This is a genomic window from Gilliamella sp. B3892 (assembly GCF_026536305.1).
Classification (GTDB): Bacteria; Pseudomonadota; Gammaproteobacteria; order Enterobacterales; family Orbaceae; genus Gilliamella.
Map to the genome: position 1 here is coordinate 1 of NZ_JAFNOK010000015.1, position 24,496 is coordinate 24,496.

Here is a 24,496-nt window from a genome sequence, read left to right on the forward strand (position 1 = left end):
TTAAAGTTGTTTTACCGTGGTCAACGTGGCCGATTGTACCAACGTTAACGTGGGGTTTTGTACGTTCAAATTTTTCTTTAGACATCTTAATGTTCCTTTATTAAATCACTTCCCTTTATCTTAAAAGGGAAGTGTTACTTTATTTATGTAAAAATTATTTCGCTTTACGAGCTTCAATAATTGCTGTTGCAATATTTGTTGGTGCTTCATTGTACTTCAAGAACTCCATTGAGTAAGAAGCACGACCTTGTGTTTGAGAACGTAGGTCTGTTGCATAACCAAACATTTCAGAAAGTGGAACTTGTGCTTTAACTGTTTTACCAGTTGCAGTATCTTCCATACCTTCGATCATACCGCGACGACGGTTTAAGTCACCGATAACATCACCCATATAATCTTCAGGGGTTTCAACTTCTACTTTCATAATCGGTTCTAAAAGCACAGGTTTAGCTTTCATAAAGCCTTCTTTAAATGCCATTGAACCGGCAATTTTAAATGCCATTTCTGATGAGTCAACATCATGGTAAGAACCATCAAAGATAGTGACTTCAACATCAACAATTGGGTAACCAGCAAGAACACCGTTTTTCATTTGTTCTTGACAGCCTTTATCAACTGCCGGGATGTATTCTTTAGGAACTACACCACCAACAATTTCATTGTTGAATTTGTAACCTTCGCCACCAGCTTCCAATGGTTTGATTTTTAACCATACATGACCATATTGACCACGACCACCAGACTGACGAACAAATTTACCTTCTTGTTCAACTTCGTTGCGAATTGTTTCACGGTATGCTACTTGTGGTTTACCAACATTTGCTTCTACTTTAAATTCACGTTTCATACGGTCAACGATGATTTCTAAGTGAAGCTCACCCATACCAGAAATAATAGTTTGTCCAGATTCTTCATCAGTGTGAACACGGAATGAAGGATCTTCTTGTGCTAAACGACCTAAAGCAAGACCCATTTTTTCTTGGTCAGCTTTAGTTTTAGGTTCAACTGCAACAGAGATAACTGGTTCAGGGAACTCCATTCTTTCAAGAATGATTGGTGCGCTTTCAGCACAAAGTGTATCACCAGTCGTTACATCTTTAAGACCGATTGCAGCAGCGATGTCGCCGGCACGAACTTCTTTAATTTCTTCACGTTTATTAGCATGCATCTGAACGATACGACCAAAACGCTCTTTTTTGTCTTTAACAGAGTTAAGAACAGTATCACCAGAATTAACCACACCCGAGTAAACACGGAAGAAGGTTAAGTTACCAACAAATGGGTCAGTGGCGATTTTAAACGCTAATGATGAGAATGGTTCATCATCACTAGAGTGACGCTCAGCTGGTTCACCGTCTGCTAGTTCACCTTTAATTGCTGGTACATCAGTTGGTGCTGGTAAATATTCAATTACCGCATCAAGCATAAATTGAACACCTTTGTTTTTAAAGGCACTACCACAAGTTACTAAGATGATTTCATTAGCAAGTACACGTTCACGTAATGCTAATTTAACTTCTTCTTCAGTTAACTCTTCACCACCAAGGTATTTTTCCATTAACTCTTCGTTAGCTTCTGCAGCAGCTTCCATTAAGTTTGCACGCCATTCTTCGACTTGCTCAACCATGTCTGCTGGTACATCTTCATAAGTAAATGTTACGCCTTGATCAGCATCATTCCAGTTAATTGCTTTACGTTTAAGTAAATCAACAACACCGGTAAATGCTTCTTCAGCACCGATTGGTAGAACTAAAGGAACTGGCACAGCTGCTAAACGGGTTTTGATTTGATCAACTACACGTAAGAAGTTAGCACCCATACGGTCCATTTTGTTTACAAATGCGATACGTGGAACTTTATATTTGTTTGCTTGACGCCATACTGTTTCTGATTGAGGTTGAACACCACCAACTGCACAGTAAACCATTACTGCACCATCTAAAACACGCATAGAACGTTCAACTTCGATTGTAAAGTCAACGTGTCCCGGGGTGTCGATGATATTGATACGGTGTGGTTCAAATTGTTGTCCCATACCTGACCAGAATGCAGTTGTCGCTGCTGAAGTGATAGTAATACCACGTTCTTGTTCTTGTTCCATCCAGTCCATGGTAGCTGCGCCATCATGAACCTCACCAATTTTGTGACTTACACCAGTATAAAACAAAATACGTTCGGTAGTTGTTGTTTTACCTGCGTCAATATGTGCACTGATACCGATATTACGGTAGCGTGCTATAGGGGTTGTACGAGCCATATTAATCCTCTATTTAGAATCGTTTGCTTAATAAAATATCATTTAGGTTGACTGACAGTAGATATGTGCTGTCAGTCTAATTTCAAGCCACTTAATAGCAGTGGAAAGATTACCAACGATAGTGTGCAAACGCTCTATTAGCTTCAGCCATACGATGAACATCTTCGCGTTTTTTCACAGCGGTACCTTTGTTTTCAAAAGCATCCATAAGTTCATTCGCTAGGCGTAAAGCCATTGATTTATCGCCACGTTTACGTGCTGCATCTACAATCCAACGCATTGCAAGTGCATTACGACGAACTGGACGCACTTCAACAGGAACTTGGTATGTAGAACCACCAACGCGACGAGACTTAACTTCTACAGTTGGTCTTACGTTATCTAGTGCAACTTCGAAAGCTGCTAAGTGGTCTTTTCCACTACGCTCAGCTAATTTATCAAGAGCTGAATATACGATTGATTCTGCGATAGATTTTTTACCATCTATCATTAAAATATTTACAAATTTCGCCAGTAAATCTGAACCGAATTTCGGATCAGGTAAAATTTTTCTTTGACCGACAACATGACGACGTGGCATTGGAATACTCCGTTTATATGTTATAAATTTTCAGGTTTACCCAAAACTCAAATGAGTTAAATGGAATTATTATAGTTTGGCCTTACTTAACGGAGTTCCATTAAGCTTTAGGTCGTTTCACACCGTATTTAGAACGGCTTTGTTTGCGATCTTTAACACCTGCGCAGTCTAATGCACCACGAACAGTGTGATAACGAACACCAGGTAAATCTTTAACACGACCACCGCGGATTAAAATCACGCTATGTTCTTGTAAGTTATGACCTTCACCACCGATATAAGAAGTTACTTCAAAACCGTTGGTTAAACGTACACGGCATACTTTACGTAATGCTGAGTTTGGTTTTTTCGGTGTAGTAGTGTAAACACGTGTACAAACACCGCGTTTTTGCGGGCATGCTTCAAGGGCAGGAACGTTACTTTTCGCTTCCTTTAGCGCTCTTGGTTTGCGTACCAGCTGATTAATTGTTGCCATTAATAAGCTCCTGATTAATTAAAATAAATTTAAAAATTGCTTTTTAGATACGTAATTAATAACTGTAGCCCAAAGCCTATGGATATAAGTTTTGGGTCGCAAGATTCTAGACCTCAACAGGCATAATGTCAAGTATTACCACAAGTTCATTATGTTATTTAATTAAACTATTTTTGGTTATCAAGCATCATCTTATTAAACAAAGTTTATCTTTTATTGATAAGTTATTGCTGAGGTTTTATGTATCACTTTTATCCCAATGATTATCCAATGCCGTAGATTGCCTAAGCAAATATTGAGTAACAATGTAGCTTAGGCATAGGGTAATGGTCATTAAGATAGGAGGAGACAAACGTTAGAAATTTAAGCTAAATTTTTATCAAAAAAAACGGTAATATGATACTGGTTAGTGGATAAATGTTGTGCGTAATTGTGATGAATGTAAAAAATGAACCTTATAAAGTTGTATTGTTATTTAATGCTAATAATATTTACGATCGTCAAATCTTAAAAGGTATTGGTGATTTTTTAAAGTCACATCATATTCATTGGAATATTTATATCTCTGAAACGCTGCGTTATGACACGACCACCTCTTTTCGTTTTGACTGCGATGGGATTATTGCTAATTTTGATGATCCGGATATTGCCGATTTGCTTAAACATGTTCAAATTCCAATAATTGGGGTGGGTAGCTCTTATCATGGTACATCGAGCTATCCTAATGTGCCTTATGTTGCTGCTGATAATTTTGCCATTATTGAAAGTGCATTTAATCACTTGTGCGCTAAGGGGATTAGTCAATTTGCTTTTTACGGTTTACCTTCTAACCGATATTGTCGTTGGGCTGGGGTGCGAGAAAACATTTTTAAGCAAATTTTAGCCCAAAAGGGCTATGAAGGATTTATTTATCAAGGCATGTCTACTTCGCTTGATAATTGGCAAGAAGGCTTAGATAAGCTCTCTAAATGGTTGCTCTCTTTGCCGATCAATACCGGTATTATTGCCGTCAATGATGCCAGAGCACACCATATTTTACAGGCGTGTGATAGAGCAGGCATAAAAATACCGGAAGAGTTATGTCTAATTGGTATTGATAATGAGGAAGTCATCAATGATTTATCAATGGTATCGTTATCGACCGTTAAGCAAGGTACGGAAGAGATGGGATTTAATGCGGCAAACTTGCTCCAAAAACGCTTTATGAAAGGTAACGTGCCGGTTTGTCCTTTACTTATAGCACCTAAAAAAGTGATTGCCAGACGTTCGACAGATTATCGCTCGATTCAAGATCCCTATGTTATTCAAGCCATTCACTATATTCGAGATCATGCCTGTAAGGGAATTAAAGTTGAGCAAGTGATCTCTCAGATGCAGATATCACGCTCCAATTTGGAAATCCGATTTAAATCGTCATTAGGTAAAACCATTCATGCCGTTATTCATGAAGAAAAATTTAATCAGGCTAAATACCTTCTGCTTGAGTCATCCTTATCCATTCAAACCATTTCTCAGCAATGTGGTTATCCGTCAGTTCAGTATTTCTATTTTCTGTTTAAGAAACGTTATGGTATGACCCCTAAAGATTTTAGACGGCAATTTACCACACTTAAGTCGGCGCCACTTTAACGTCATGAATAATAGGTAACATAAACAAAAAGGAAAAAGCTTAAATAATATTTTTCCTTTTCCTTTTTGATGCGTTTATTTGTCAACTGAACGAATTAAAAGTATGGCCGTGCCGCCAATCATGGCAAACACAAAAGAGACAATAAAAATAGCTGAAAAGCCCCAAAAAAGGATCACATATGCGGTAATAATTGGTGCAATTGCTTGAGTTATTGTGTTACCGAGATTATAGAACCCTAAAAAAAAGGCTACTTGATTCTTATCGGGGATGACTTGTAAATTCAATAAATTGTCGAGTGAATTCCATATTCCCATGCCGATTCCTGCGGAAAATGCATAAATTAACACGCCTATTTGATTTGGGCTTAGCAATAAGCTTAATGCACCAATGCCTAATAAGAGGGTAGATAACCCAACCGGTAGTTTGAGCACTTTTAATTTATCGCAGATTGGACCGGCAATAAATCCCATTAAAATGCCAAAAATTAACATAATTAAATTAAGGAGCTGGATGGCATTTTCTGTTTCAGATGGATTGCATTGTATAAAATCGGTCAAAATAAACAGTATGCAACCGATGATAGTAAAGTTACTGATGCCTTGAAAAAGTTTCCCAATTAATGCCAAATAATAGTCTCGCCCGATTTCCCATTTGGGAAAGATATCCAATGTATCTTGGAATTTTTTATCGCTTTTGGATAATTTGTTTTCCCTCGTTTGGTTAAGGTTTGAAGGCTCTTTTACAATCAATACCGACAGTAATACGCCAATGAATGTAATAATACCAAAAACGATAAAGCCAAATCGAAAGTTGCCTAGAAACATCGCAGCAAGTATTGTAAAACCGTTGTTACCTAACGCCATACCTAGTCCGCCATAAGCGCTCGAGGCCGTGCCTTTTCTCTCTTCAGCGGCAAAGTCTATCCAGGCTACCATAGGAGCAACAATAAAGTTTAAAGCAACTTGGCCGAGTAACCAACTACACAACAAAAAAGGAATACTGTTGGCCATTGAAGCTAATATCATGGATAACATAAAGGCGACAGCGCCGGCTACAATCCAAGGTGAGCGATTACCGAATTTGGAGCGTGTTCGATCCGATAAATAGCCTGCAAGCATATTTGACATCGCCGCAGCTATCATACCACTAGAAGAAAATAGCGCTAATAATTGGAACTTACTGTTTTCATCAATTTGTTGAATTAGCGCCGGTAAAAAGAGACTTGATGCGGCAATATAGGGACCTAACCACGATGCCGGGCCGATAATTAGTCCGGGAATAAGTCGAGTTAATGGAATTGTTGTTTTCATAATACTTTACCTAAAATATTAACCATTGTTGATCACGTAGTAATAATCAAAATCGGCATAAGATTGATGTTGGTAGCTATCGACAGCTGCAATAAAATTAAATAAGCCGGTAAATCCACCTATTTCCCCCGGTTCGCCATTGACGCCTTCATCCGATAAATAAAGGACATCAAGCGCTTGCATAATTGGTATCCATACGTCATCGAGTCGGTAAAGTAGCGCAACCTTGCCATGTTGGTAGGATAATTTCAGCTCCACAACTCCGTTTGGGATAGCAATACGGTGATTGACATATTCGATTCTGGTCCCCAGTTTTGCTTGTAGTAGGGTTAAAACCGGGGTCTTGAGATGTTCACTATAAGTTAAATGTAAATAGAGCCAATTATTTGAGTCATAATAAAGACCAACACCGGCGGTTTGTGAGTAGTGTTCCGGGTGGAATTCAACTTTAGTTTGAACGTAATAATCAAACGAAGTGGCCCGAGTTGCCATAATCGACGGCGTCACTTGAGAAAATAGCGAGTTTTGTCCATAAATTCGCAAATGACTATGGCGTTCATGGGTATTCACCCATTGGCTGGATTGATGTTGATAAGGCGTCATAAACGCCAATTGATAGCCATGATCGAACTCGTCAATCACGTCATGACTTATTTCGTCCTCAAGTGGTAGGGCAGAATCAAATTCCATTTTGGCTAAATTAGAGCCGTCTGCCATGACAATCCAACCGTCATCAGTCCACTGCATTTTTTGGATTGAGGTTTCTCGACCAAGCGGATTGAGTAGTGTGTCTTTTATTGGTCTGGACATCAGATGAGCAATATACCAATCGCCGTTTTGGCTCTCAACAAGTGAGCCGTGTCCAGCTTTTTGCATCAGTGAATTAGGATTGAACATTTCAAAATGGCCGGCATCGGGATCGCCTAATGAAAATAGATGATTAGGTGAGGAGGTGACAATCGGCTCACCGGACGGGTGGGGCTGATAAGGACCATAAATATCTTTAGCTCGACCGATTTCAATACCGTGCGCATAGCCCGTACCACCGGCGGCTATTATCAAATAATAGTTATCAAGCCTTTTATAAATCTGCGGCGCTTCAGCGCAACCTCGAGTTGTAAAACCTTGCGTTAATCGATGCCACGGGCTGACGAGCTTTCCTTCAGCAAGATCGACTTGAGCAATAACAATATGCCCTGGTGCTTGATAACCTTGTCGGGTTTCCCACTCTAAAATAGTTAAATAATGTTTACCGTCATCATCATGAAACAGCGCCGGATCGAATCCGATAGAGGTAAGATAAATTGGCGCTGACCAAGGCCCTTTAATATCCTCAGCGCAAATGGCATAAGTATCAGCATTAAACTCTCGCCCTGCCATGTTTTTCATATGCGAGTATATTAGCCAAAATTTTTTATTTATCGAATCATAAGATAAATGCGGCGCCCAGACACCGGCGGGGGTATTTGTTCCGGATAAATTGACCTCACCATGTTTAAATACATAATCAATGAGTTGCCAATTAGCGAGGTCTTTTGATTGAAAAATTTGAATGATTGGATTCCAATGAAAAGTGGATGAGGCGATATAGTAAGTATCGTTAACACGAATGATTGACGGATCAGGAGACATGCCCGGTATCACCGGATTTTTTATTTTAGGCATTTTTATTTTCTCTTAATGTTAGATTATGGATAAAAATACTTATCAAAAAAATAAGTTTTAAGGTTGTTTAGTCCAATATAATTTATCTATGCCTGTATTGTTATTATCAAATTTGATTTCAAATTTATGAAATCTTATTAATGAGATATGTGTCACACTCTGAGTAATAAAATTTTCCTATTCAATTAACATAATTAGAAAAAAAGGGGTTAGCCTAACAAGTCATCTATTGGCTAATGCGTGTTATTTTTAGAAAGCCAAAGATAAATAAAGATAAATAGTGATAAATTGTTTAATATCGTTAAGAAGGCAAAGAAAGCAAAAAAGGCAGGGTAACAGGTGCAGAACACCCTAACAGGGTATTCTGCAAGTCATAATTATGACATCAATGGTTTAAGTTGCTGATAAATATCTCTAAAAGTAGTGCGTTGTTGCTGATAATATTGGTAGAGATTGCTATCGGGCTGATGCGTTTGAACAATTGGCAATGGTGCAAGCAGTTCGCTTATCGCCGTATTGGGATGACAAGCGATTTGCGCCAGTTTTGCTGCCCCTAACGCCGGACCCACTTCGCTACCTTCACAATATTCAATGCGATAACCAGAAACATCGCTCAGCAATTGTCGCCAATAACGGCTGCGCGCTCCGCCACCAATGACCAAAATTTTATCGGGTGTGACGCCAGTTTGATGAACTGCATCGATGCCGTCGGCAAGGGCATAGCTAACCCCCAGTAATACCGCTTTTGCCAGATCGACTTTGTTGTGTTGATAAGTTAAGCCAAAAAATACACCTTTAGCTTCGGGATTATTGTGAGGTGTTCTTTCACCGGATAAATACGGTAAAAAATAGACCGAAGGTTTGTCATCGATCGGTTGCGCTTCAATTAGAGTCAGTAAGGTTGGGACATCTTCAATGTCCAGTAACTGACACGCCCAATCGAGGCAAGAAGCACAGCTCAACATTACCGACATTAGGTGCCAGCGGTTGGGTAAGGCATGGCAAAAACTGTGAATGGCTTGCTCGGGGTTGCTAATAAACTGATCGGTCACGGCAAAATAGACGCCTGAAGTACCCAATGAGAGCATCGCTTGCCCCGATTGATGTAAACCTACCCCAACCGCACCGGCTGCGTTATCACCACCGCCAGCAATCACCGCAATCTGATTAATGCCCCAACGTTTAGCGATTTCATCGGTCACATAACCGGTGATCTGATTGCCTTCAAATAGCGTTGGCATATGGTGTCGTGTTAAGCCACAGGCTTTTAGTAGTTCATCATTCCAATCACGCTTTCTTACATCAAGCCACATTGTCCCGGCTGAATCGGACATATCTGAAGCAAATTGATTGGTTATTTTAAAACGCAAATAATCTTTAGGGAGCAATACTTTATCGATCTGAGCAAAGATGTCCGGTTCATGCTGTTGTACCCATTTAATTTTAGGGGCGGTAAAACCTGCCATCATTAAATTACCGGTAATTTGGCGGGAAGTGGGCACCTGTTGTTCTAGTTGGTGGCACTGAATATCACAGCGTCCGTCATTCCAAAGTATTGCAGGTCTTAATACTTGTGATTGCTGATTGAGTAATACCGCACCATGCATTTGACCACTTAAACCTATGGCTTTTACCGATTGTAAATTATGTTGCTCACTAAGCTCACGCATTGCCGTATCGGTTGCTTGCCACCACTGCTCCGGATCTTGCTCTGACCATAATGGATGTGGGCGGGACACGGTGAGTGGTTTGGTTAATGTTGTGACAATATGTTGTTGTTCATCCATTAAAATCACTTTGACACCCGAAGTGCCTAAATCAATACCAATATACATACTCTTCTCCATTTTACTGCTGACTACCAAGGTTAACGATACCGTTAACCTGATTAGTTTACAACCAACAATTAGCTTAGCCAAAGATTAATCGATTAACTCGATTTTCTAACTTCTCTTGTTCACCACTGCAAGGTTTTGGTTGCAGATTATTGGCTAAACTATACTGCGCAATGTCTTGTAGCGTCATCTTGCCTTGTAGGATTTGTTGACCTAAGTTTTCTTCCCAAGCGGCATATCGTTGCGTGACTTTTTGCTCAAGAACGTTATCTTCTATTATTTTCGCTGCGCACTTCAATGATAATGCCATGGTATCGATTGCGCCAATATGCCCGTAAAATACATCATATTTATCAACACTTTGACGACGAATTTTGGCATCAAAGTTAAGTCCACCGGTTTTAAAACCGCCACTTTTGAGAATTTCGTACATGACAAGGCTATTTTCTTCTACACTATTTGGGAATTGATCAGTATCCCAACCTAGTTGCGGATCGCCTCGGTTAGCATCAAGTGAGCCAAAGATATCAAGTGCGATAGCAGAAGCAACTTCATGTTGGAATGAGTGACCAGCTAGTGTTGCATGGTTAGCTTCGATATTAACTTTAATCTCTTTTTCTAAGCCAAATTGTTTTAAAAAGCCATAAATGGTTGTGACATCATAATCATATTGATGTTTGGTTGGCTCTTGCGGTTTTGGCTCAATAAGTAACGCGCCTTTAAAACCGATTTTATATTTGTTTTCAACCACCAGTTGCATAAACTTGCCAAGCTGTTCACGCTCTTTTCTCAGATCAGTATTTAACAGTGTTTCGTATCCTTCACGTCCGCCCCAAAGGACATAATTTTGCCCACCTAATTGATGTGTTGCATTCATGGCGTGGACAACTTGTGTCGCTGCACAGGCAAATACTTGCGGATCCGGATTGGTGGCGGCGCCGGCAGCATATTTAGGATTGGTAAAGCAGTTGGCGGTGCCCCAAAGTAAGTTAACGCCGGTTTGTTGCTGTTTAGCCAGTAAAATATCAGTCATGATTGATAAATTATTGATATATTCTTGGATTGAATTGCCTTCGGGTGCGACATCAACATCATGAAAAGCATAAAAAGGCACATTCATTTTATAAAAGAACTCAAAGGCTATATCGGCTTTCGCTTTTGCATTAGCTAATGGATCTGAGCCAGTTTGCCATGGATAGTGAAATGCGCCTGAACCAAACATATCTGTCCCAGCCCAACAAAAAGTGTGCCAATAACAAATTGATAAGCGTAGATGTTCCGCCATGGTTTTACCCAAAATGATTTGGTTGGGATTATAGTGCCTGAATGCAAAAGGATTGTCTGTTTGTGTGCCTTCGTAGTTGATGCGTTCTATTTTGTCGTAATAATGACTCATAATTTACCTCTAAATTTGGTTAATAAGTGGTTGATTAATCGTTATTTCTTTAAATCCATTTTTAGATAGACTATCAATGGCTTAAGTGCTGTCATCAATATGCATGAATTTTTAACGCAACAACAATTATTAAATTTTGTACTATTTTTATGTTTTTTGGTTTTTGTGATGTAGATCAAACTCTATTGGTGAATTATTGGAATTGGAGATGAGCTGATGAGTGCAGAGCCTTGTTATGGCATGATGAAGATAATTTAAATAGCGGAAAATAAATTGGCAATCAGACAAAAACCACCTCTACCGCTGAGCACGGTAGAAGTAGTATTCAGCCATTAATGGTGATCAATAAAAATAAATTTCAGTGCAAATAACACGGCAAAAATAATGACACATAGGTTTAACTCTTTAAATTTACCGGTGAAGGTTTTTAATACCACATAAGAGATAAAACCGAGCGCCACACCTTCGGTGATAGCAAAGGCAAACGGCATCATTAAAGCAGTAATAAAAGCCGGTGTCGCATCGGTTAAATCTGACCAGTTAACTTTAACCAAACTTGATACCATTAAAATACCGACAAATATCAGGGCGCCAGAAGTAGCGTAACTTGGTACTAAGTGAGCTAATGGCGATAGGAATGTCATCATTAAAAATAAAATGCCCACAACCACAGCGGTTAAACCGGTGCGACCACCAACTGAAATACCTGCAGAGCTTTCAATGTAGGTTAAAACTGAAGAGGTACCAAATAGTCCGCCAAGTGACGAGCTGAAACTATCGATTAATAACGCTTGACGCATTTTAGGAAAACGCCCTTTTTCATCACAAATACCTGCTTTATCGGTGAGTGCCAAAATTGTGCCGGATGAATCAAATAAGCTGACAATCATTATTGAAAAGATAACGCCCATAATGCCCACATTTAGGGAACCGGCCAGATCGACATGACCAACAACACTGGTAACACTAGGTGGTACTGAAGCAATGCCTTGATAGGTGATATTAGGGTCAAGCCAAAGTGCCAATAGTGTGACTACAAAGATTGAAATTAGCACGGCAGCATGAAAGTTGCGAGCGGCTAAAATAATAATGATGAAAAAGCCTAATGAACCAAGTAATACTTTTAGCGATAAAATATTACCTAAGGTTAAGAGTGTTGCAGGCGAGCTAACTACAATGCCCATATTTTGAAAGCCCATAAACGCAATAAATAGTCCGATACCTGCACTGATACCGACTCGTAAACATTGCGGAATATGCTCAATTAGCCAATGGCGCACTTTAAATAACGATAATGCAAAAAAGACTAACGATCCCCAAAAGATTGCCCCCATACCAACTTGCCATGAGTAGCCCATTGCGCCACAAATACCATAGGCAAAAAATACATTAAGCCCCATAGCCGGTGCTAATGCGATAGGTAAGTTTGCAAATAAGCCCATTAAAATGGTTGCAAACGCAGTAACAACACAAGTTAACACAAATACGGCTGAGGTATCCATGCCGGTTGCCGATAAAATGGAAGGATTGACAAAGATAATATAGACCATAGTAAGGAAGGTGGTGCATCCAGCAATAATTTCGGTACCAATGGTGGTTTTCTTTTCTTTCAATTGAAATATTTTTTCGAATATTGAATTCATAAGTTAAGGCCCAATTTTGGTTATTAAGAATGATTGTTTATCTAATATGTTGCTGTTATTTTTACCCGCATCAGTGACAGATAAAAATAGAAAAGATGTCGCGAGACAGCGCGACATCTTACAATAAACAGATATCTCACTGCGTTATTATTGCTAGTTATTCAGTTTGGTCAAGCGTTATTCTAAAGGTTTGCGATTACCGATTCGAAGATTAGCAACTATGCGACTATCATTTTCGACCTGCTTTCAATTATTTGAAGGTGATGTTTTGATTTTATTTGAAATGGTGTTTTTGGCGATATTTTTATCTTATGTTTCAATATTGAGTGATAGCTAAATCGATTTGCTAATGTCGGCTTTCTCGGTTAATAGCACCTAGGGTGGCTTGTTTGATAAAGTCATCAATAGGGTTTTGCTACTAGTAAACTTTGTATCTTGTTTTGACGAGGCAGGATAAATTTTGCTTTTTAGCTCACCTTAGTGAGCTAAAAAGACGGTGAAAGTGATTAACCTAAATCGAGTTTGTTTAAGGTAATTTTCACTTTCAAAATCCGGTGACTTTCGATCTGTGCAATTTCAAAAAGATAATCACCAATTTGCATGGTTTCACCCACTTCGAGTAGATGCTGGGCTTTTTCCATTAATAATCCGGCTAAGGTGTGATATTCACGTTTATCATCAATTGGGATAGGTACAAATCGGACTAGTTCCTCGACCGGGATATAGCCATTGGCAATCCATGTATGGTCTTCAAGGCATTGAATGTCATGTTTGGCATCAATTTCCTCTTCTTCCGTCGGAAAATCACCGGCAATGGTTTCAATGATATCGGTGACTGAGACTACCCCTTGCATTGAACCAAATTCATCGACAACAAAAGCAAAATGGGTTTTCGCCTTTTTAAATTGCTCTAACGCAACCAGTAAAGAGACCGTTTCAGGAAAAATGAGCGGCTGTTTGATCAGTGATGCAATATCAATAGGCTCTTTGTTTTGGATGACGTCTTTTAACAGATCGTTAACTTGTATGATACCCAAAGGTTCATCAATCGAATCGTTATCGGTGACCACCAAACGGGAGTGAGGATTGTCGAAGATCTCTTTTAGTATCACTTCACGGTCATCATTAATGTTGACCATATCGACATTTAATCGTGAGGTCATAATACTACTGACTGAACGTTGAGCTAATCCTAACACACGTTCTACCATGCTAAGCTCTTGATCATTAAAAACCGACTCTTTTTTGTTGTTATCTGAATCATCATCTATCGAGCTGTTATCTGAATCTTCTTCAGTATCACCTTTTAATAAGTGTAAAATCGCTTCGGCAGTCCGTTCCCGCAATGGTTTTTTGTTGAGTGCTTTTTTACGGTTAAAGATTGCCAACTGATTGAAGAACTCTATCATTATTGAGAAGCCAATAGCAGCATATAAATAGCCTTTTGGTATGGCAAAGCCAAATCCTTCTGCCACCAGACTAAAACCAATCATTAATAAAAAGCTTAAACAAAGAATAACAATGGTTGGATGGGAATTAACAAAATAAGCCAGCGGTTTACTGGCAACCATCATGATGCAAATTGCAATACACACCGCAATTATCATAACCGGAATATTTTCAACCATGCCAACGGCGGTAATGACTGAATCGAGCGAGAATACCGCATCAAGTACCACAATTTGTGCCACGACTGTCCAAAAGTGCGAGGTCTTTTTTGGCTTACCGTCTTGATGAGAGGCGCCTTCTAACCGCTCGTTAAGCTCCATTGTCGCTTTGAACAGTAAAAATATCCCACCGATAAGCATAATCAATTGACGAGCATTAAAACTGATACCGGAGAGTGAAAACAGTGGGGTCGTTAAGGTGACTAACCAACCGGTAAACATTAATAGCACAATTCGCGTAATTAAAGCGAAAGCAAGACCTGTGACGCGTGCTTTATCTCGTTGGTTGGGAGGAAGTTTCTCGGCAAGGATGGCAATAAAAACAATGTTATCTATACCAAGGACGATTTCAAGTACAACCAGAGTGGATAAACCAATCCAGATTGTAGGATCCATGATCCATTCCATATGTCAGGTGATTACCTCTAATAAACACAGCACATGCTGCCCGATAATTCTGTCTGTAATTGGCTAAATAATCAATAAAATATTTGTAATTTTTAATTATTTTGACAAGAAGTTTCAGAAAATACCCATGTTTAAGTATAAAAAGTTTATCTATTATTTTAAAAGATACCAAACCAAATCTATTACTCAGCATCAATTACACTAAATCGTTCGCTATTTGTTAGTGATCAAAAATCACCATTAAATTAGTTTTCAATAGTATTGATTATCGTTTGACAAGAAGTTTCAGAAAATACCTATGTTTCAGTATAAAAACAGTTATTTATTAATTTAAAAGAAACCAAACCAAATCGATTACACAACATCAATTACACTAAATCGTTCGCTATTTGTTAGTGATCAAAAATCACCATTAAATTAGTGTTCAACAATGTTGATAATCGTTTGACAAAAAGTTTCAGAAAATGCCTATGTTTTAGTATAAAATTAACTTCGCCAGAAGGTTGGGGTAAATAAAACCAGGAGTGTGAAGATCTCCAGTCGGCCAAATAACATATCCACCACCATTACCCATTTCACAGGATCGCTGACATTGGCAAAATTATCGCTAACGCTACCAAGCCCGACGCCTAAATTATTGAGAGATGAAGCGACAATATAAAATGAGTCCGTTGCATCAATACCGGTTGCCATAATAATAAAAAGGCTGACTAAAAATACCAGCGCATAGGCAGAAAAGAATCCCCAAACTGATTCAATAATGCGTTCGGGTACTACCCGATTATTGAGTTTTAAGGTGTAAATGGCATTAGGGTGAATAAGGCGTTTTAGTTCTCGCGATCCTTGCATAAATAACAGCAGCACCCGTACCACTTTTAAACCACCACCGGTTGAACCGGCACAACCGCCAATAAATGAAGCACAAAGTAAAAATAGCGGTAATGAGGAAGGCCAGGTATTGATATCATCAACAGAAAAGCCAGCGGTTGCGGAGATAGACACCACTTGCAAGACAATTTTATCAATGCTCAGTCGATGTGGCTTATAGAAAAAGATAACAAAAGCGCAGATAGCAATGAGTATCAGCAAAATAAAAAGAAACGTTCTGAACTCTTGATCACGCCAGTAAACCTTGAGTGAAAACCCATTAAAGGCGGCAAAGTGGAGAGCGAAGTTACAGCCGGATAAAATAAGGAAAATAGTAACGATATAGTTAATTGTCGCACTATTAAAGTAAGCAAGGTTATCATCGTGGGTGGAAAATCCGCCCATAGAAATGGTTGAAAAGCTATGGGATATGGCGTCAAAAACATTCATGCCGGCAAACCATAAGCTTACGGCACATAATGTGGTCAGTAGGATATAAATAGACCACAGCGTTTTGGCTGTTTCGGCAATACGTGGGCGCATTTTACTGTCTTTTTGTGGTCCGGGAATTTCAGCACGATATAGCTGCATGCCACCGACCCCTAATAATGGTAATATGGCAACAGCTAACACGATAATACCCATACCACCGAGCCACTGGAGTAATTGCCGATAAAACAGTAGTGCTTTAGGTAAGTGATCGAGTTTGACAATGGTTGTTGCGCCAGTTGTGGTTAAACCGGAGAACGATTCAAAAAACGCAGTACTTAAATTGAGATTGATATGATTGTCAAAAATAAAAGGGAAAGCGCCAATCGTCCCTAACACTAACCAAAACAAGACAACAACAAAAAAACCTTCTCGGGTATTGAGCTCATGGCGATGATTACGATTAGGCCACCATAATAGGCAACCGAGTATCAAAGCTGCAAAAAATGAACGAACAAAAATCGCACCAGCGCCGTCACGATAAATTAATGCCACTAGAGCCGGCAGTAACATAAAGACTGACAGTAGTGCAATAAGTAGACCGATAATTCGAATAATTGAGCGCCAATGCATCATTGTTTTAATCTCTATTTAAATCCACGAGATGCTTTTATCAGATCATAAGCAGCTTGAATTTCTTGAGCTCGCTTTTTGGCTGCTTCAAGCATCGCTTTGGGTAAACCTTTTGAGACTAATTTATCCGGGTGATGTTCGTTCATTAATTTACGATACGCTCTTTTAATTACGGCTATTTCGGCATTCGGTTCAATGCCTAACGTTTTATAAGCGTTTTGTAAATCGGACTGCGCCGAACGTCCCTGATAACCACCATAATTATTGCTTTGTTGATATTGATTTTGCTGATCATAATAATTTTCTTGACGAAAATGATAACTGCCCATCATCATTTGAATATACATTGCCATTTGTCGGCGTGGAATGTTGAATTCATCAGCAACAATAAATAAGATTTGTGACTCTTTTTCGTCTAAAGTGCCGTCGTTCAAGGCTGCTTGTATCAGTTGTTCACAAAAGATATTAAGTACATTTCGTCGATATCGGTACTGCGTATATAACTCCCGTAAGCGTGATCTAAGTGGGTAATCACTTGCTTTGCCTCGATTGAATGACTCTTGCGCCAGTTGACGGCTGTTATTATCAAGCTGCAATCTGTCCATAAATTGGCGAGCAAGGTTGATGTCATCTTGGGTGACTACACCTTTAGATTTACTTAAATGACCCAATACTTCAAATACAACTGTCAAGTATAGGGTTGGATTGGCTTGGGTTCTTTGTTCAGTCAATTTATTACAGAATGCTTGATATAGCATTGGGCCAACAAAAAAACCGAACACATAGCCCCAACCTGATTTGAGTATACTGCTTAATATAACACCAGTAATAATAGCCCAAATTAAAGACATATTATTCGTTCACCTCTATTTTATCTATCTTTTGCAGTCCGCGAGGAAGAGACGTCCCTTTACGTGCTCGCTCTGCTCTAAATTTTTCTAAATCAGCCGGATAAAGTGTCAGTTTGCGTTTACCAACATATAGGGTTATCGACGTTTCTGGCGTAATTAACTGCAAATAAGCTAGGCTATCGTCAGCCCCGGACAGGGAGATTATTTTATTCCCTTTGCCTTTCGCCAGTTCCGGCAGATCTTTTACTGGGAATATTAGCATCCGACCAGCTTTAGAAATCGATAACAATAAGCTATCTTCATTGGTGATCTCAACTGGATCAAGCACATTTGCGTTATTTGATAGGTTGATAATCGCTTTACCGTTTCGGTTACGCGTTACTAAATCACTAAACCGACAAATAAACCCATAGCCGGCACTTGAAGCCAGTAAGAATTTCTGATTATCATTGGCTGACATAAGTACTTTTTCAACGGTAGCACCTGCCGGCAATGCCAGTTTTCCGGTAAGTGGCTCGCCTTGACCTCGTGCCGATGGCAAGGTGTTTGGCTCTACAGCGTAACTACGGCCGGTTGAGTCAATAAACACAACCGGTTGATTACTCTTACCTTTGGCTGCTGCCTTAAAGCTGTCGCCGGCTTTATAACTTAACCCGACTGGATCGATGTCGTGACCTTTTGCCGCTCTGACCCAACCCATTTCAGATAAGACAATGGTAACCGGTTCAGACGGTATTAATTCTTGTTCGGTAATTGCTTTAGCTTCGCTACGTTCAACAATTGGCGAACGGCGATCATCGCCATATTTTTCCGCATCTTGTTGTAACTCTTTTTTGATAAGGTTACTGAGTTTTCTTGGCGAAGATAACAGTGCTTGCAGTTGATCACGCTCTTTTGCCAGCTCACTTTGCTCACCTTTGATACGCATCTCTTCTAACTTGGCTAAATGGCGAAGTTTTAACTCTAAGATCGCTTCAGACTGGATTTCACTTAAATCGAAACGGCGCATCAGTTCGGCTTTGGGATCATCCTGATAGCGAATAATTTCAATTACTTCATCAATATTTAAAAATGCAATAAGTAGACCGTCTAAAATATGAAGGCGCTTTAATACCTTGTCTAAACGATAGTTTAAACGTCTGGTTACGGTATTGCGACGATAGGCTAACCATTCGGTTAAGATCTCAACTAAACCTTTAACCGACGGGCGATTGTCCAGCCCAATCATGTTCATATTGACCCGGTAGCTTTTTTCCAGATCGGTGGTGGCAAATAGGTGGTTCATTACCTGTTCTAAATCAACACGATTTGAACGGGGCACAATGACCAGTCGAGTTGGGTTTTCATGATCCGATTCATCCCGTAAATCTTCAATTAACGGTAATTTTTTGGCTCGCATTTGCGCAGCAATCTGCTCAAGAATTTTGGCACCGGATACTTGATGCGGTAAATCGGTGATGACGATGTCGCCGTCTTCTTTTTTCCACACCGCTCGCATTCGAATGGAGCCCCGACCTGTTTTATAGATTTTTTCAATATCTTGTGGTGGGGTAATGATTTCCGCTTCAGTAGGGAAGTCCGGCCCTTGTATGTGAGCCATTACTTCAGTTAAAGTCGCATTTGGATTATCTGCTAACATAATAGCAGCGTTTGCCACTTCACGGATATTATGTGGTGGTATGTCCGTTGCCATACCGACGGCAATACCGGTGGTGCCATTTAATAAGATATTGGGTAATCTTGCCGGTAACATTTTCGGCTCTTGTAACGTTCCGTCAAAGTTAGGCGTATAATCAACAGTACCTTGCCCAAGCTCGCCTAATAGTAATTCAGCATATTTCGATAGGCGTGATTCGGTATACCGCATGGCGGCAAAGGATTTTGGATCGTCCGGCGCCCCCCAGTTACCTTGACCGTCTACTAATGGATAACGGTAGGAAAATGGCTGTGCCATAAGTACCATTGCTTCATAACAGGCGCTATCCCCATGTGGGTGATATTTACCTAATACGTCACCGACTGTACGAGCAGATTTTTTAAATTTAGCCTGAGCATTAAGCCCCAATTCAGACATGGCATAAACAATACGGCGTTGCACAGGTTTTAAACCGTCACCGATAAACGGCAGTGCACGATCCATAATGACATACATTGAGTAGTTTAAATATGCGCTCTCTGTAAAAGTACGTAGCGACTGAACTTCTACTCCGTCATGAGTTATCTCACTCATTATTGTTCCTCTAAATCATTCTTTATGTTAGACATCAAGTTGGACTTGATCACCTTTTTCTTGCAACCATTCACGGCGATCTTCTGAACGCTTTTTAGCAAGTAACATATCCATTAACGCCATCGTTTCTTCTGAATTATCCAATGATAATTGTACTAAACGGCGAGTATTGGGATCCATGGTGGTTTCACGTAATTGCAGTGGATTCATTTCACCAAGACCTTTAAAACGTTGGACATTCGGTTTGCCTTTTTTCCGTTTAAGTTGATCTAAAATCCCTTCTTTTTCTTCTTCATCTAAGGCGTAATGTACTTCTTTACCCAGATCGATTCGATATAGTGGTGGCATAGCAACAAAGACATGCCCATGTTCAACCATGGCTTTAAAATGACGCACAAATAGCGCACAAAGCAGTGTAGCGATATGTAAACCGTCAGAATCGGCATCGGCTAATATACAAATTTTACCATATCGTAATTGGCTTAAATCATCACTATCCGGGTCAATGCCTATGGCAACGGAGATATCGTGGATCTCTTGTGAGCCTAATACTTCGTCTGATGAGACTTCCCAAGTATTTAAAATTTTACCTTTTAGCGGCATTATCGCTTGATATTCCCGATCGCGTGCTTGTTTAGCTGAACCGCCCGCAGAATCCCCTTCCACTAAAAACAGTTCTGTTCGGCTCAAATCTTGTGATGAGCAGTCGGCAAGTTTGCCTGGCAGCGCCGGACCACTGGTCAATTTTTTACGGATAACTTTTTTTGAGGCTCTAAGCCGTTTTTGTGCGCTTGAAATCACCATTTCAGCCAATAATTCAGCGACTTGTACATGTTGATTTAGCCAAAGGCTAAAGGCATCTTTAACAATGGCTGAAACAAAAGCCGCACTTTGTCGTGATGATAAACGTTCTTTGGTTTGTCCGGCAAACTGGGGCTCTTGCATTTTTACTGATAATACATAAGCACAACGTTCCCAAATATCATCGGCAGTGAGTTTTAAGCCTCGTGGTAACAAGTTGCGAAATTCACAAAATTCTCGCATTGCATCAAGTAGTCCTTGACGTAGACCATTAACATGGGTACCACCTTGCACCGTTGGGATTAAGTTAACATAGCTTTCCGTTAACAGCTCGCCTCCTTCCGGTAACCAAAGTAGTGCCCATTCAACTGCTTCGGTGTCGCCAGTATGGCTTCCGGTGAACGGCTCTTGAGGTAGTAGTGTGTAACCACTCACGGACTCCATGAGATAATCTTTTAAGCCATCTTGATAACACCAGCGTTGTTCGGTGTTGTTGATTTTATCTTTAAAGATAATCTCCAGTCCCGGGCAAAGCACCGCTTTAGCTTTTAGCAGATGAGATAAACGAGGCACCGAAAATCTTGGCGAATCAAAATATTTTTCGTCTGGCCAAAAATGGACTTTAGTACCGGTATTACGGCGACCACAAGTACCAATGACGTGCAAATCTTCCACTTTATCGCCATTTTCAAAAGCGATTTGGTACACTTGTCCGTCACGGTTAACCGTTACTTCAACGCGTTTTGATAAGGCATTAACCACCGAGATACCCACACCGTGAAGTCCACCAGAAAATTGGTAATTTTTATTCGAAAATTTACCACCAGCGTGCAAACGGCAGAGTAATAACTCAATTGCCGGCACACCCTCTTCGGGGTGAATATCAACCGGCATGCCACGTCCATCATCAATCACTTCCAATGAATTATCTTCATAAAGCGTGACTTTAACTTGACGAGCATGACCTGCTATCGCTTCATCAACACTGTTATCAATAACTTCTTGCCCTAAATGATTTGGGCGAGCTGTGTCAGTATACATACCCGGACGATGACGAACGGGATCGAGTCCTTTAAGGACTTCAATATCAACGGCGTTATAAGTGGATTGTGACATAATTTTTCTAATTATTCGATTAAATGGGCTTATTATACCAATGTTTCATTAAGATGTATGAATTTAAATTTATAATGAATGACAAATCAGCTGTAATGATCATCCATTAATTGATAATAATTCTTATTTCATTAATTTATTTTAAGTTAATGGCAATTTTTATGGTTTTTTAAGTTTAATTATTGTAACGATAGTATTATCATAACCCTATCCCAATAAGAAATAAGGGAACCAAATGAGCAAGTCAGAACATAAGATAACACGTCGTGATTTTTTACAAAAATCAATCGCTATTGGTAGCGTAGCTGCACTAACTAATACGATTCAATCGCCTTTCGCTTATGCCGAACCAAAGTTGGATGATAACAGTAACACGCCTAATCCCACCAATAAAGAAAAAATTTTTTACAGTGCCTGTTTAGTCAATTGTGGTAGTCGCTGCCCACTAAAAGTTCATGTTAAAAACGATATTATTACTAAAATCTCATCCGAAGACGGTATTAATGACCCTATCTTCGGTCAACATCAAATTCGCCCATGTTTGCGGGGGCGAGCGGTACGCTGGCGAACTTACGATCCGGAGCGTTTAAAATACCCTATGGTGCGAATAGGTAAGCGTGGTGAAGGTAAATTTAAACGTATTAGCTGGGATGAAGCAATAAATTTATTGGCGGATAAACTTAAATACACCATTAATCGTTATGGCAATGAAGCTATTTATTGTCAATATGGAACAGGTACCACTGGCGCAAATATCGCCGGACGCAGTGCTTGTAGACGGTTTTTAAGTACTATCGGTGGTTATCTAAATTATCATGGCGATTACTCAAGTGGACAGATAACTGCTATAAAGCCTTATATTTATGGCAATGCTAAAGAGTCACTTATCGATCAAATTAAACATTCAGATTTGGTTGTTATGTTTGGACATAATGTTGCTGAAACGCGAATGTCAGGCGGTGGGCAAGTAACGGAACTGTTTCATGCTTTAGCACAAAGTAAAGCCAGAGTGATTATTATCGATCCTCGGCGTAGCGAAAGTGTAGTTGGCTATAATGCCGAGTGGATCCCGATTATTCCCGGTACCGATGCGGCGTTAGTTGCCGCAATTGGCTATGCTTTACTGGAAGAAGATAAAATTGATGAGGCAATGCTTAATCAATATTGTGTGGGTTGGAATGCTGACTCATTGCCGGATAGCGCCCCCCCTTTTAGTGATTATAAATCTTATATTTTAGGTTTAGGTGATGATAGAACACCGAAAACGCCGGAGTGGGCTGCAAAAAAAACCGGTATTCCCGCTAAACAAATTCGTAAACTTGCCTTAGATATTGTTAACGCTAAAGCAGCATGGATTTCGCAAGGCTGGGGAGCACAACGTTGGCAAAATGGTGAGCATACTACAAGAGCAATTATGATATTGCCTATTATCACTGGTCAATTTGGTAAACCGGGCACCAATATTGGTACTTGGGGCGGAAGCGTGACTTATCCGGTTCCGGGTCTGAATTTATTAAATCCGATTAAAACCAGTATTCCATTTTTTTTATGGACTAAAGCGATCGAATCACCGCAGAGCATGACCGCGAAGAATGCTTATATACTCGGTAAAGATAAATTGGATGTCGGTATCAAGTTTATCTGGAGTTATGCCAGTAATGTAATTGGTAATCAGCATGCCGATCTCAATCGAACACACCAAATTTTACAAGATGAATCTCAATGCGAATTTATCTTAGTGTGGGATACTCATATGACCGCATCAGCACGCTATGCCGATCTGTTATTACCGGATGTGTCATCAGTGGAAAGTAACGATTTAATTAATAATTCTTATGCATCCGGTGCTTACCATTATGTTATTCGTATGCAACGGGCTATTAAGCCGCTTTGGGAAAATCGATCGTCTTATGATGTGTTAACTGAGTTATCAGAAAAAATGGGCGTTAAAGATAAATTTACTGAAGGGCGAACGCAAGATGAGTGGATAGCGTATAGCTATGAAAGAATGCGCAAGCAAAATCCTGATTTACCGCCTTTTGCTGACACTGACGGTAAGGGTATTGTCGATCGTAAATTAGCGGATAGCGATGCGCAAATTGCCTTAAAAGCATTCCGGGATGATCCGATTAATCAGCCATTAAATACCCCGTCTGGCAAAATTGAAATTTATTCAGAAGCGCTGGCAAAAATAGCGGGTGAATGGGAGATTGAGCCGGACGATAAACTCTACCCAATTCCTGCTTATTTGCCAGCTATTGAAGGGAGTGAGGATCAACAAAAACGCGATAAATATCCGCTGCAAATGATTGGATTTCATATTAAAGGGCATTGTCACTCCTCTTATAGTAATCTTCCCCAACTACGAGAAGCTGTTGCCAGTAGCGTTTGGATTAACCCAATTGATGCTGAGCAAAGACAAATTAAGCATGGGCAATTAGTTGAAGTATTTAATGATCGTGGTCGGCTTTATATTCCGGCTAAAGTCACGCCTCGTATATTACCGGGCGTGATCGCTATACCTCAAGGGCTATGGGCAAAAACTAATGCTGCTGGCGTGGATATTGGTGGTTGTATTAATCGTTTAACCTCATTGCGCCCGTCAGTGTTAGCGAAGTCAAATTCGCAGCATACTAATTTGGTTGAAATCAAACCATTATCAACTATGCCAGCGGCATCATAATTAAAAAGGGAGATGATTAA

Annotated in this window: 16 protein-coding genes; 2 read left to right on the forward strand and 14 right to left on the reverse strand. The window is 39.8% G+C overall.

Annotated features, from left to right (window positions below; genetic code table 11):
• From J3U74_RS11415 to rpsL, 4 genes are all read right to left on the reverse strand, one after another.
• A partial coding sequence (locus tag J3U74_RS11415; protein ID WP_010312103.1) for a GTP-binding protein occupies window positions 1-85 on the reverse strand: 85 nt, incomplete at its 3' end.
• A gap of 69 nt (window positions 86-154) precedes the next feature.
• Window positions 155-2,257 (reverse strand): elongation factor G, encoded by a 2,103-nt coding sequence (gene fusA, locus J3U74_RS11420; RefSeq protein ID WP_220218323.1) that lies wholly within the window; start codon window positions 2,255-2,257, stop codon window positions 155-157.
• Window positions 2,258-2,366: 109 nt separating this feature from the next.
• The gene (rpsG, locus tag J3U74_RS11425) at window positions 2,367-2,837 is read right to left on the reverse strand and encodes a 30S ribosomal protein S7 (protein WP_034883788.1); all 471 of its coding nucleotides are present in this window, start codon (window positions 2,835-2,837) and stop codon (window positions 2,367-2,369) included.
• Window positions 2,838-2,937: 100 nt separating this feature from the next.
• Complete coding sequence (rpsL, locus tag J3U74_RS11430; RefSeq protein ID WP_034883792.1) at window positions 2,938-3,312, reverse strand: 30S ribosomal protein S12; 375 nt, start codon at window positions 3,310-3,312, stop codon at window positions 2,938-2,940.
• 435 nt (window positions 3,313-3,747) lie between these two features.
• Here rpsL and J3U74_RS11435 point away from each other — a divergent pair, with 435 nt between their 5' ends.
• Complete coding sequence (locus tag J3U74_RS11435; protein WP_267329195.1) at window positions 3,748-4,941, forward strand: XylR family transcriptional regulator; 1,194 nt, start codon at window positions 3,748-3,750, stop codon at window positions 4,939-4,941.
• A 75-nt stretch (window positions 4,942-5,016) separates the two neighbouring features.
• On the opposite strand, the gene J3U74_RS11440 is transcribed toward J3U74_RS11435, so the two are convergent.
• The 10 genes from J3U74_RS11440 to parE all read right to left on the reverse strand — a co-directional run bounded on the left by J3U74_RS11440 (window position 5,017) and on the right by parE (window position 21,793).
• Window positions 5,017-6,252, reverse strand: a complete 1,236-nt coding sequence (locus J3U74_RS11440; protein WP_267329179.1) for an MFS transporter — start codon at window positions 6,250-6,252, stop codon at window positions 5,017-5,019.
• A gap of 18 nt (window positions 6,253-6,270) precedes the next feature.
• Window positions 6,271-7,917: a family 43 glycosylhydrolase gene (locus J3U74_RS11445; RefSeq protein WP_267329180.1), complete on the reverse strand. Its 1,647-nt coding sequence runs from the start codon at window positions 7,915-7,917 to the stop codon at window positions 6,271-6,273.
• Window positions 7,918-8,294: 377 nt separating this feature from the next.
• Window positions 8,295-9,752: a xylulokinase gene (xylB, locus tag J3U74_RS11450; protein ID WP_267329181.1), complete on the reverse strand. Its 1,458-nt coding sequence runs from the start codon at window positions 9,750-9,752 to the stop codon at window positions 8,295-8,297.
• Between the two features lie 76 nt (window positions 9,753-9,828).
• On the reverse strand, window positions 9,829-11,148 hold the full coding sequence (gene xylA / locus J3U74_RS11455; protein ID WP_267329182.1) for a xylose isomerase: 1,320 nt from the start codon (window positions 11,146-11,148) through the stop codon (window positions 9,829-9,831).
• A gap of 332 nt (window positions 11,149-11,480) precedes the next feature.
• Entirely contained in the window at window positions 11,481-12,791 is a 1,311-nt protein-coding gene (locus J3U74_RS11460) for an NCS2 family permease (RefSeq protein WP_220218318.1), read from the reverse strand.
• Between the two features lie 506 nt (window positions 12,792-13,297).
• Window positions 13,298-14,866 carry a TerC family protein gene (locus tag J3U74_RS11465; RefSeq protein ID WP_366518726.1) on the reverse strand — a complete coding sequence of 523 codons (1,569 nt, stop codon included), beginning with the start codon at window positions 14,864-14,866 and terminating at the stop codon, window positions 13,298-13,300.
• Between the two features lie 486 nt (window positions 14,867-15,352).
• Complete coding sequence (locus tag J3U74_RS11470) at window positions 15,353-16,795, reverse strand: TrkH family potassium uptake protein (protein ID WP_220219663.1); 1,443 nt, start codon at window positions 16,793-16,795, stop codon at window positions 15,353-15,355.
• Between the two features lie 14 nt (window positions 16,796-16,809).
• Window positions 16,810-17,646, reverse strand: a complete 837-nt coding sequence (gene djlA / locus J3U74_RS11475; RefSeq protein ID WP_220218316.1) for a co-chaperone DjlA — start codon at window positions 17,644-17,646, stop codon at window positions 16,810-16,812.
• Window position 17,647: 1 nt separating this feature from the next.
• A complete protein-coding gene (gene parC / locus J3U74_RS11480) occupies window positions 17,648-19,876 on the reverse strand; it encodes a DNA topoisomerase IV subunit A (protein ID WP_220218315.1) in 2,229 nt (742 codons plus the stop codon).
• Between the two features lie 27 nt (window positions 19,877-19,903).
• The gene (parE, locus tag J3U74_RS11485; protein ID WP_220218314.1) at window positions 19,904-21,793 is read right to left on the reverse strand and encodes a DNA topoisomerase IV subunit B; all 1,890 of its coding nucleotides are present in this window, start codon (window positions 21,791-21,793) and stop codon (window positions 19,904-19,906) included.
• A 235-nt stretch (window positions 21,794-22,028) separates the two neighbouring features.
• On the opposite strand from parE, the gene J3U74_RS11490 reads away from it, so the two are divergent.
• On the forward strand, window positions 22,029-24,476 hold the full coding sequence (locus tag J3U74_RS11490) for a DMSO/selenate family reductase complex A subunit (RefSeq protein WP_267329183.1): 2,448 nt from the start codon (window positions 22,029-22,031) through the stop codon (window positions 24,474-24,476).
• The last annotated feature ends 20 nt before the right edge of the window (window positions 24,477-24,496 follow it).

Coding starts and splice junctions, on each gene's coding strand:
- fusA (WP_220218323.1), bottom strand. CDS start 2,257: ATGGCTCGTACAACCCCTATAGCACGCTACCGTAATATCGGTATCAGT.
- rpsG (WP_034883788.1), bottom strand. CDS start 2,837: ATGCCACGTCGTCATGTTGTCGGTCAAAGAAAAATTTTACCTGATCCG.
- rpsL (WP_034883792.1), bottom strand. CDS start 3,312: ATGGCAACAATTAATCAGCTGGTACGCAAACCAAGAGCGCTAAAGGAA.
- J3U74_RS11435 (WP_267329195.1), top strand. CDS start 3,748: ATGAATGTAAAAAATGAACCTTATAAAGTTGTATTGTTATTTAATGCT.
- J3U74_RS11440 (WP_267329179.1), bottom strand. CDS start 6,252: ATGAAAACAACAATTCCATTAACTCGACTTATTCCCGGACTAATTATC.
- J3U74_RS11445 (WP_267329180.1), bottom strand. CDS start 7,917: ATGCCTAAAATAAAAAATCCGGTGATACCGGGCATGTCTCCTGATCCG.
- xylB (WP_267329181.1), bottom strand. CDS start 9,752: ATGTATATTGGTATTGATTTAGGCACTTCGGGTGTCAAAGTGATTTTA.
- xylA (WP_267329182.1), bottom strand. CDS start 11,148: ATGAGTCATTATTACGACAAAATAGAACGCATCAACTACGAAGGCACA.
- J3U74_RS11460 (WP_220218318.1), bottom strand. CDS start 12,791: ATGAATTCAATATTCGAAAAAATATTTCAATTGAAAGAAAAGAAAACC.
- J3U74_RS11465 (WP_366518726.1), bottom strand. CDS start 14,866: ATGGAATGGATCATGGATCCTACAATCTGGATTGGTTTATCCACTCTG.
- J3U74_RS11470 (WP_220219663.1), bottom strand. CDS start 16,795: ATGCATTGGCGCTCAATTATTCGAATTATCGGTCTACTTATTGCACTA.
- djlA (WP_220218316.1), bottom strand. CDS start 17,646: ATGTCTTTAATTTGGGCTATTATTACTGGTGTTATATTAAGCAGTATA.
- parC (WP_220218315.1), bottom strand. CDS start 19,876: ATGAGTGAGATAACTCATGACGGAGTAGAAGTTCAGTCGCTACGTACT.
- parE (WP_220218314.1), bottom strand. CDS start 21,793: ATGTCACAATCCACTTATAACGCCGTTGATATTGAAGTCCTTAAAGGA.
- J3U74_RS11490 (WP_267329183.1), top strand. CDS start 22,029: ATGAGCAAGTCAGAACATAAGATAACACGTCGTGATTTTTTACAAAAA.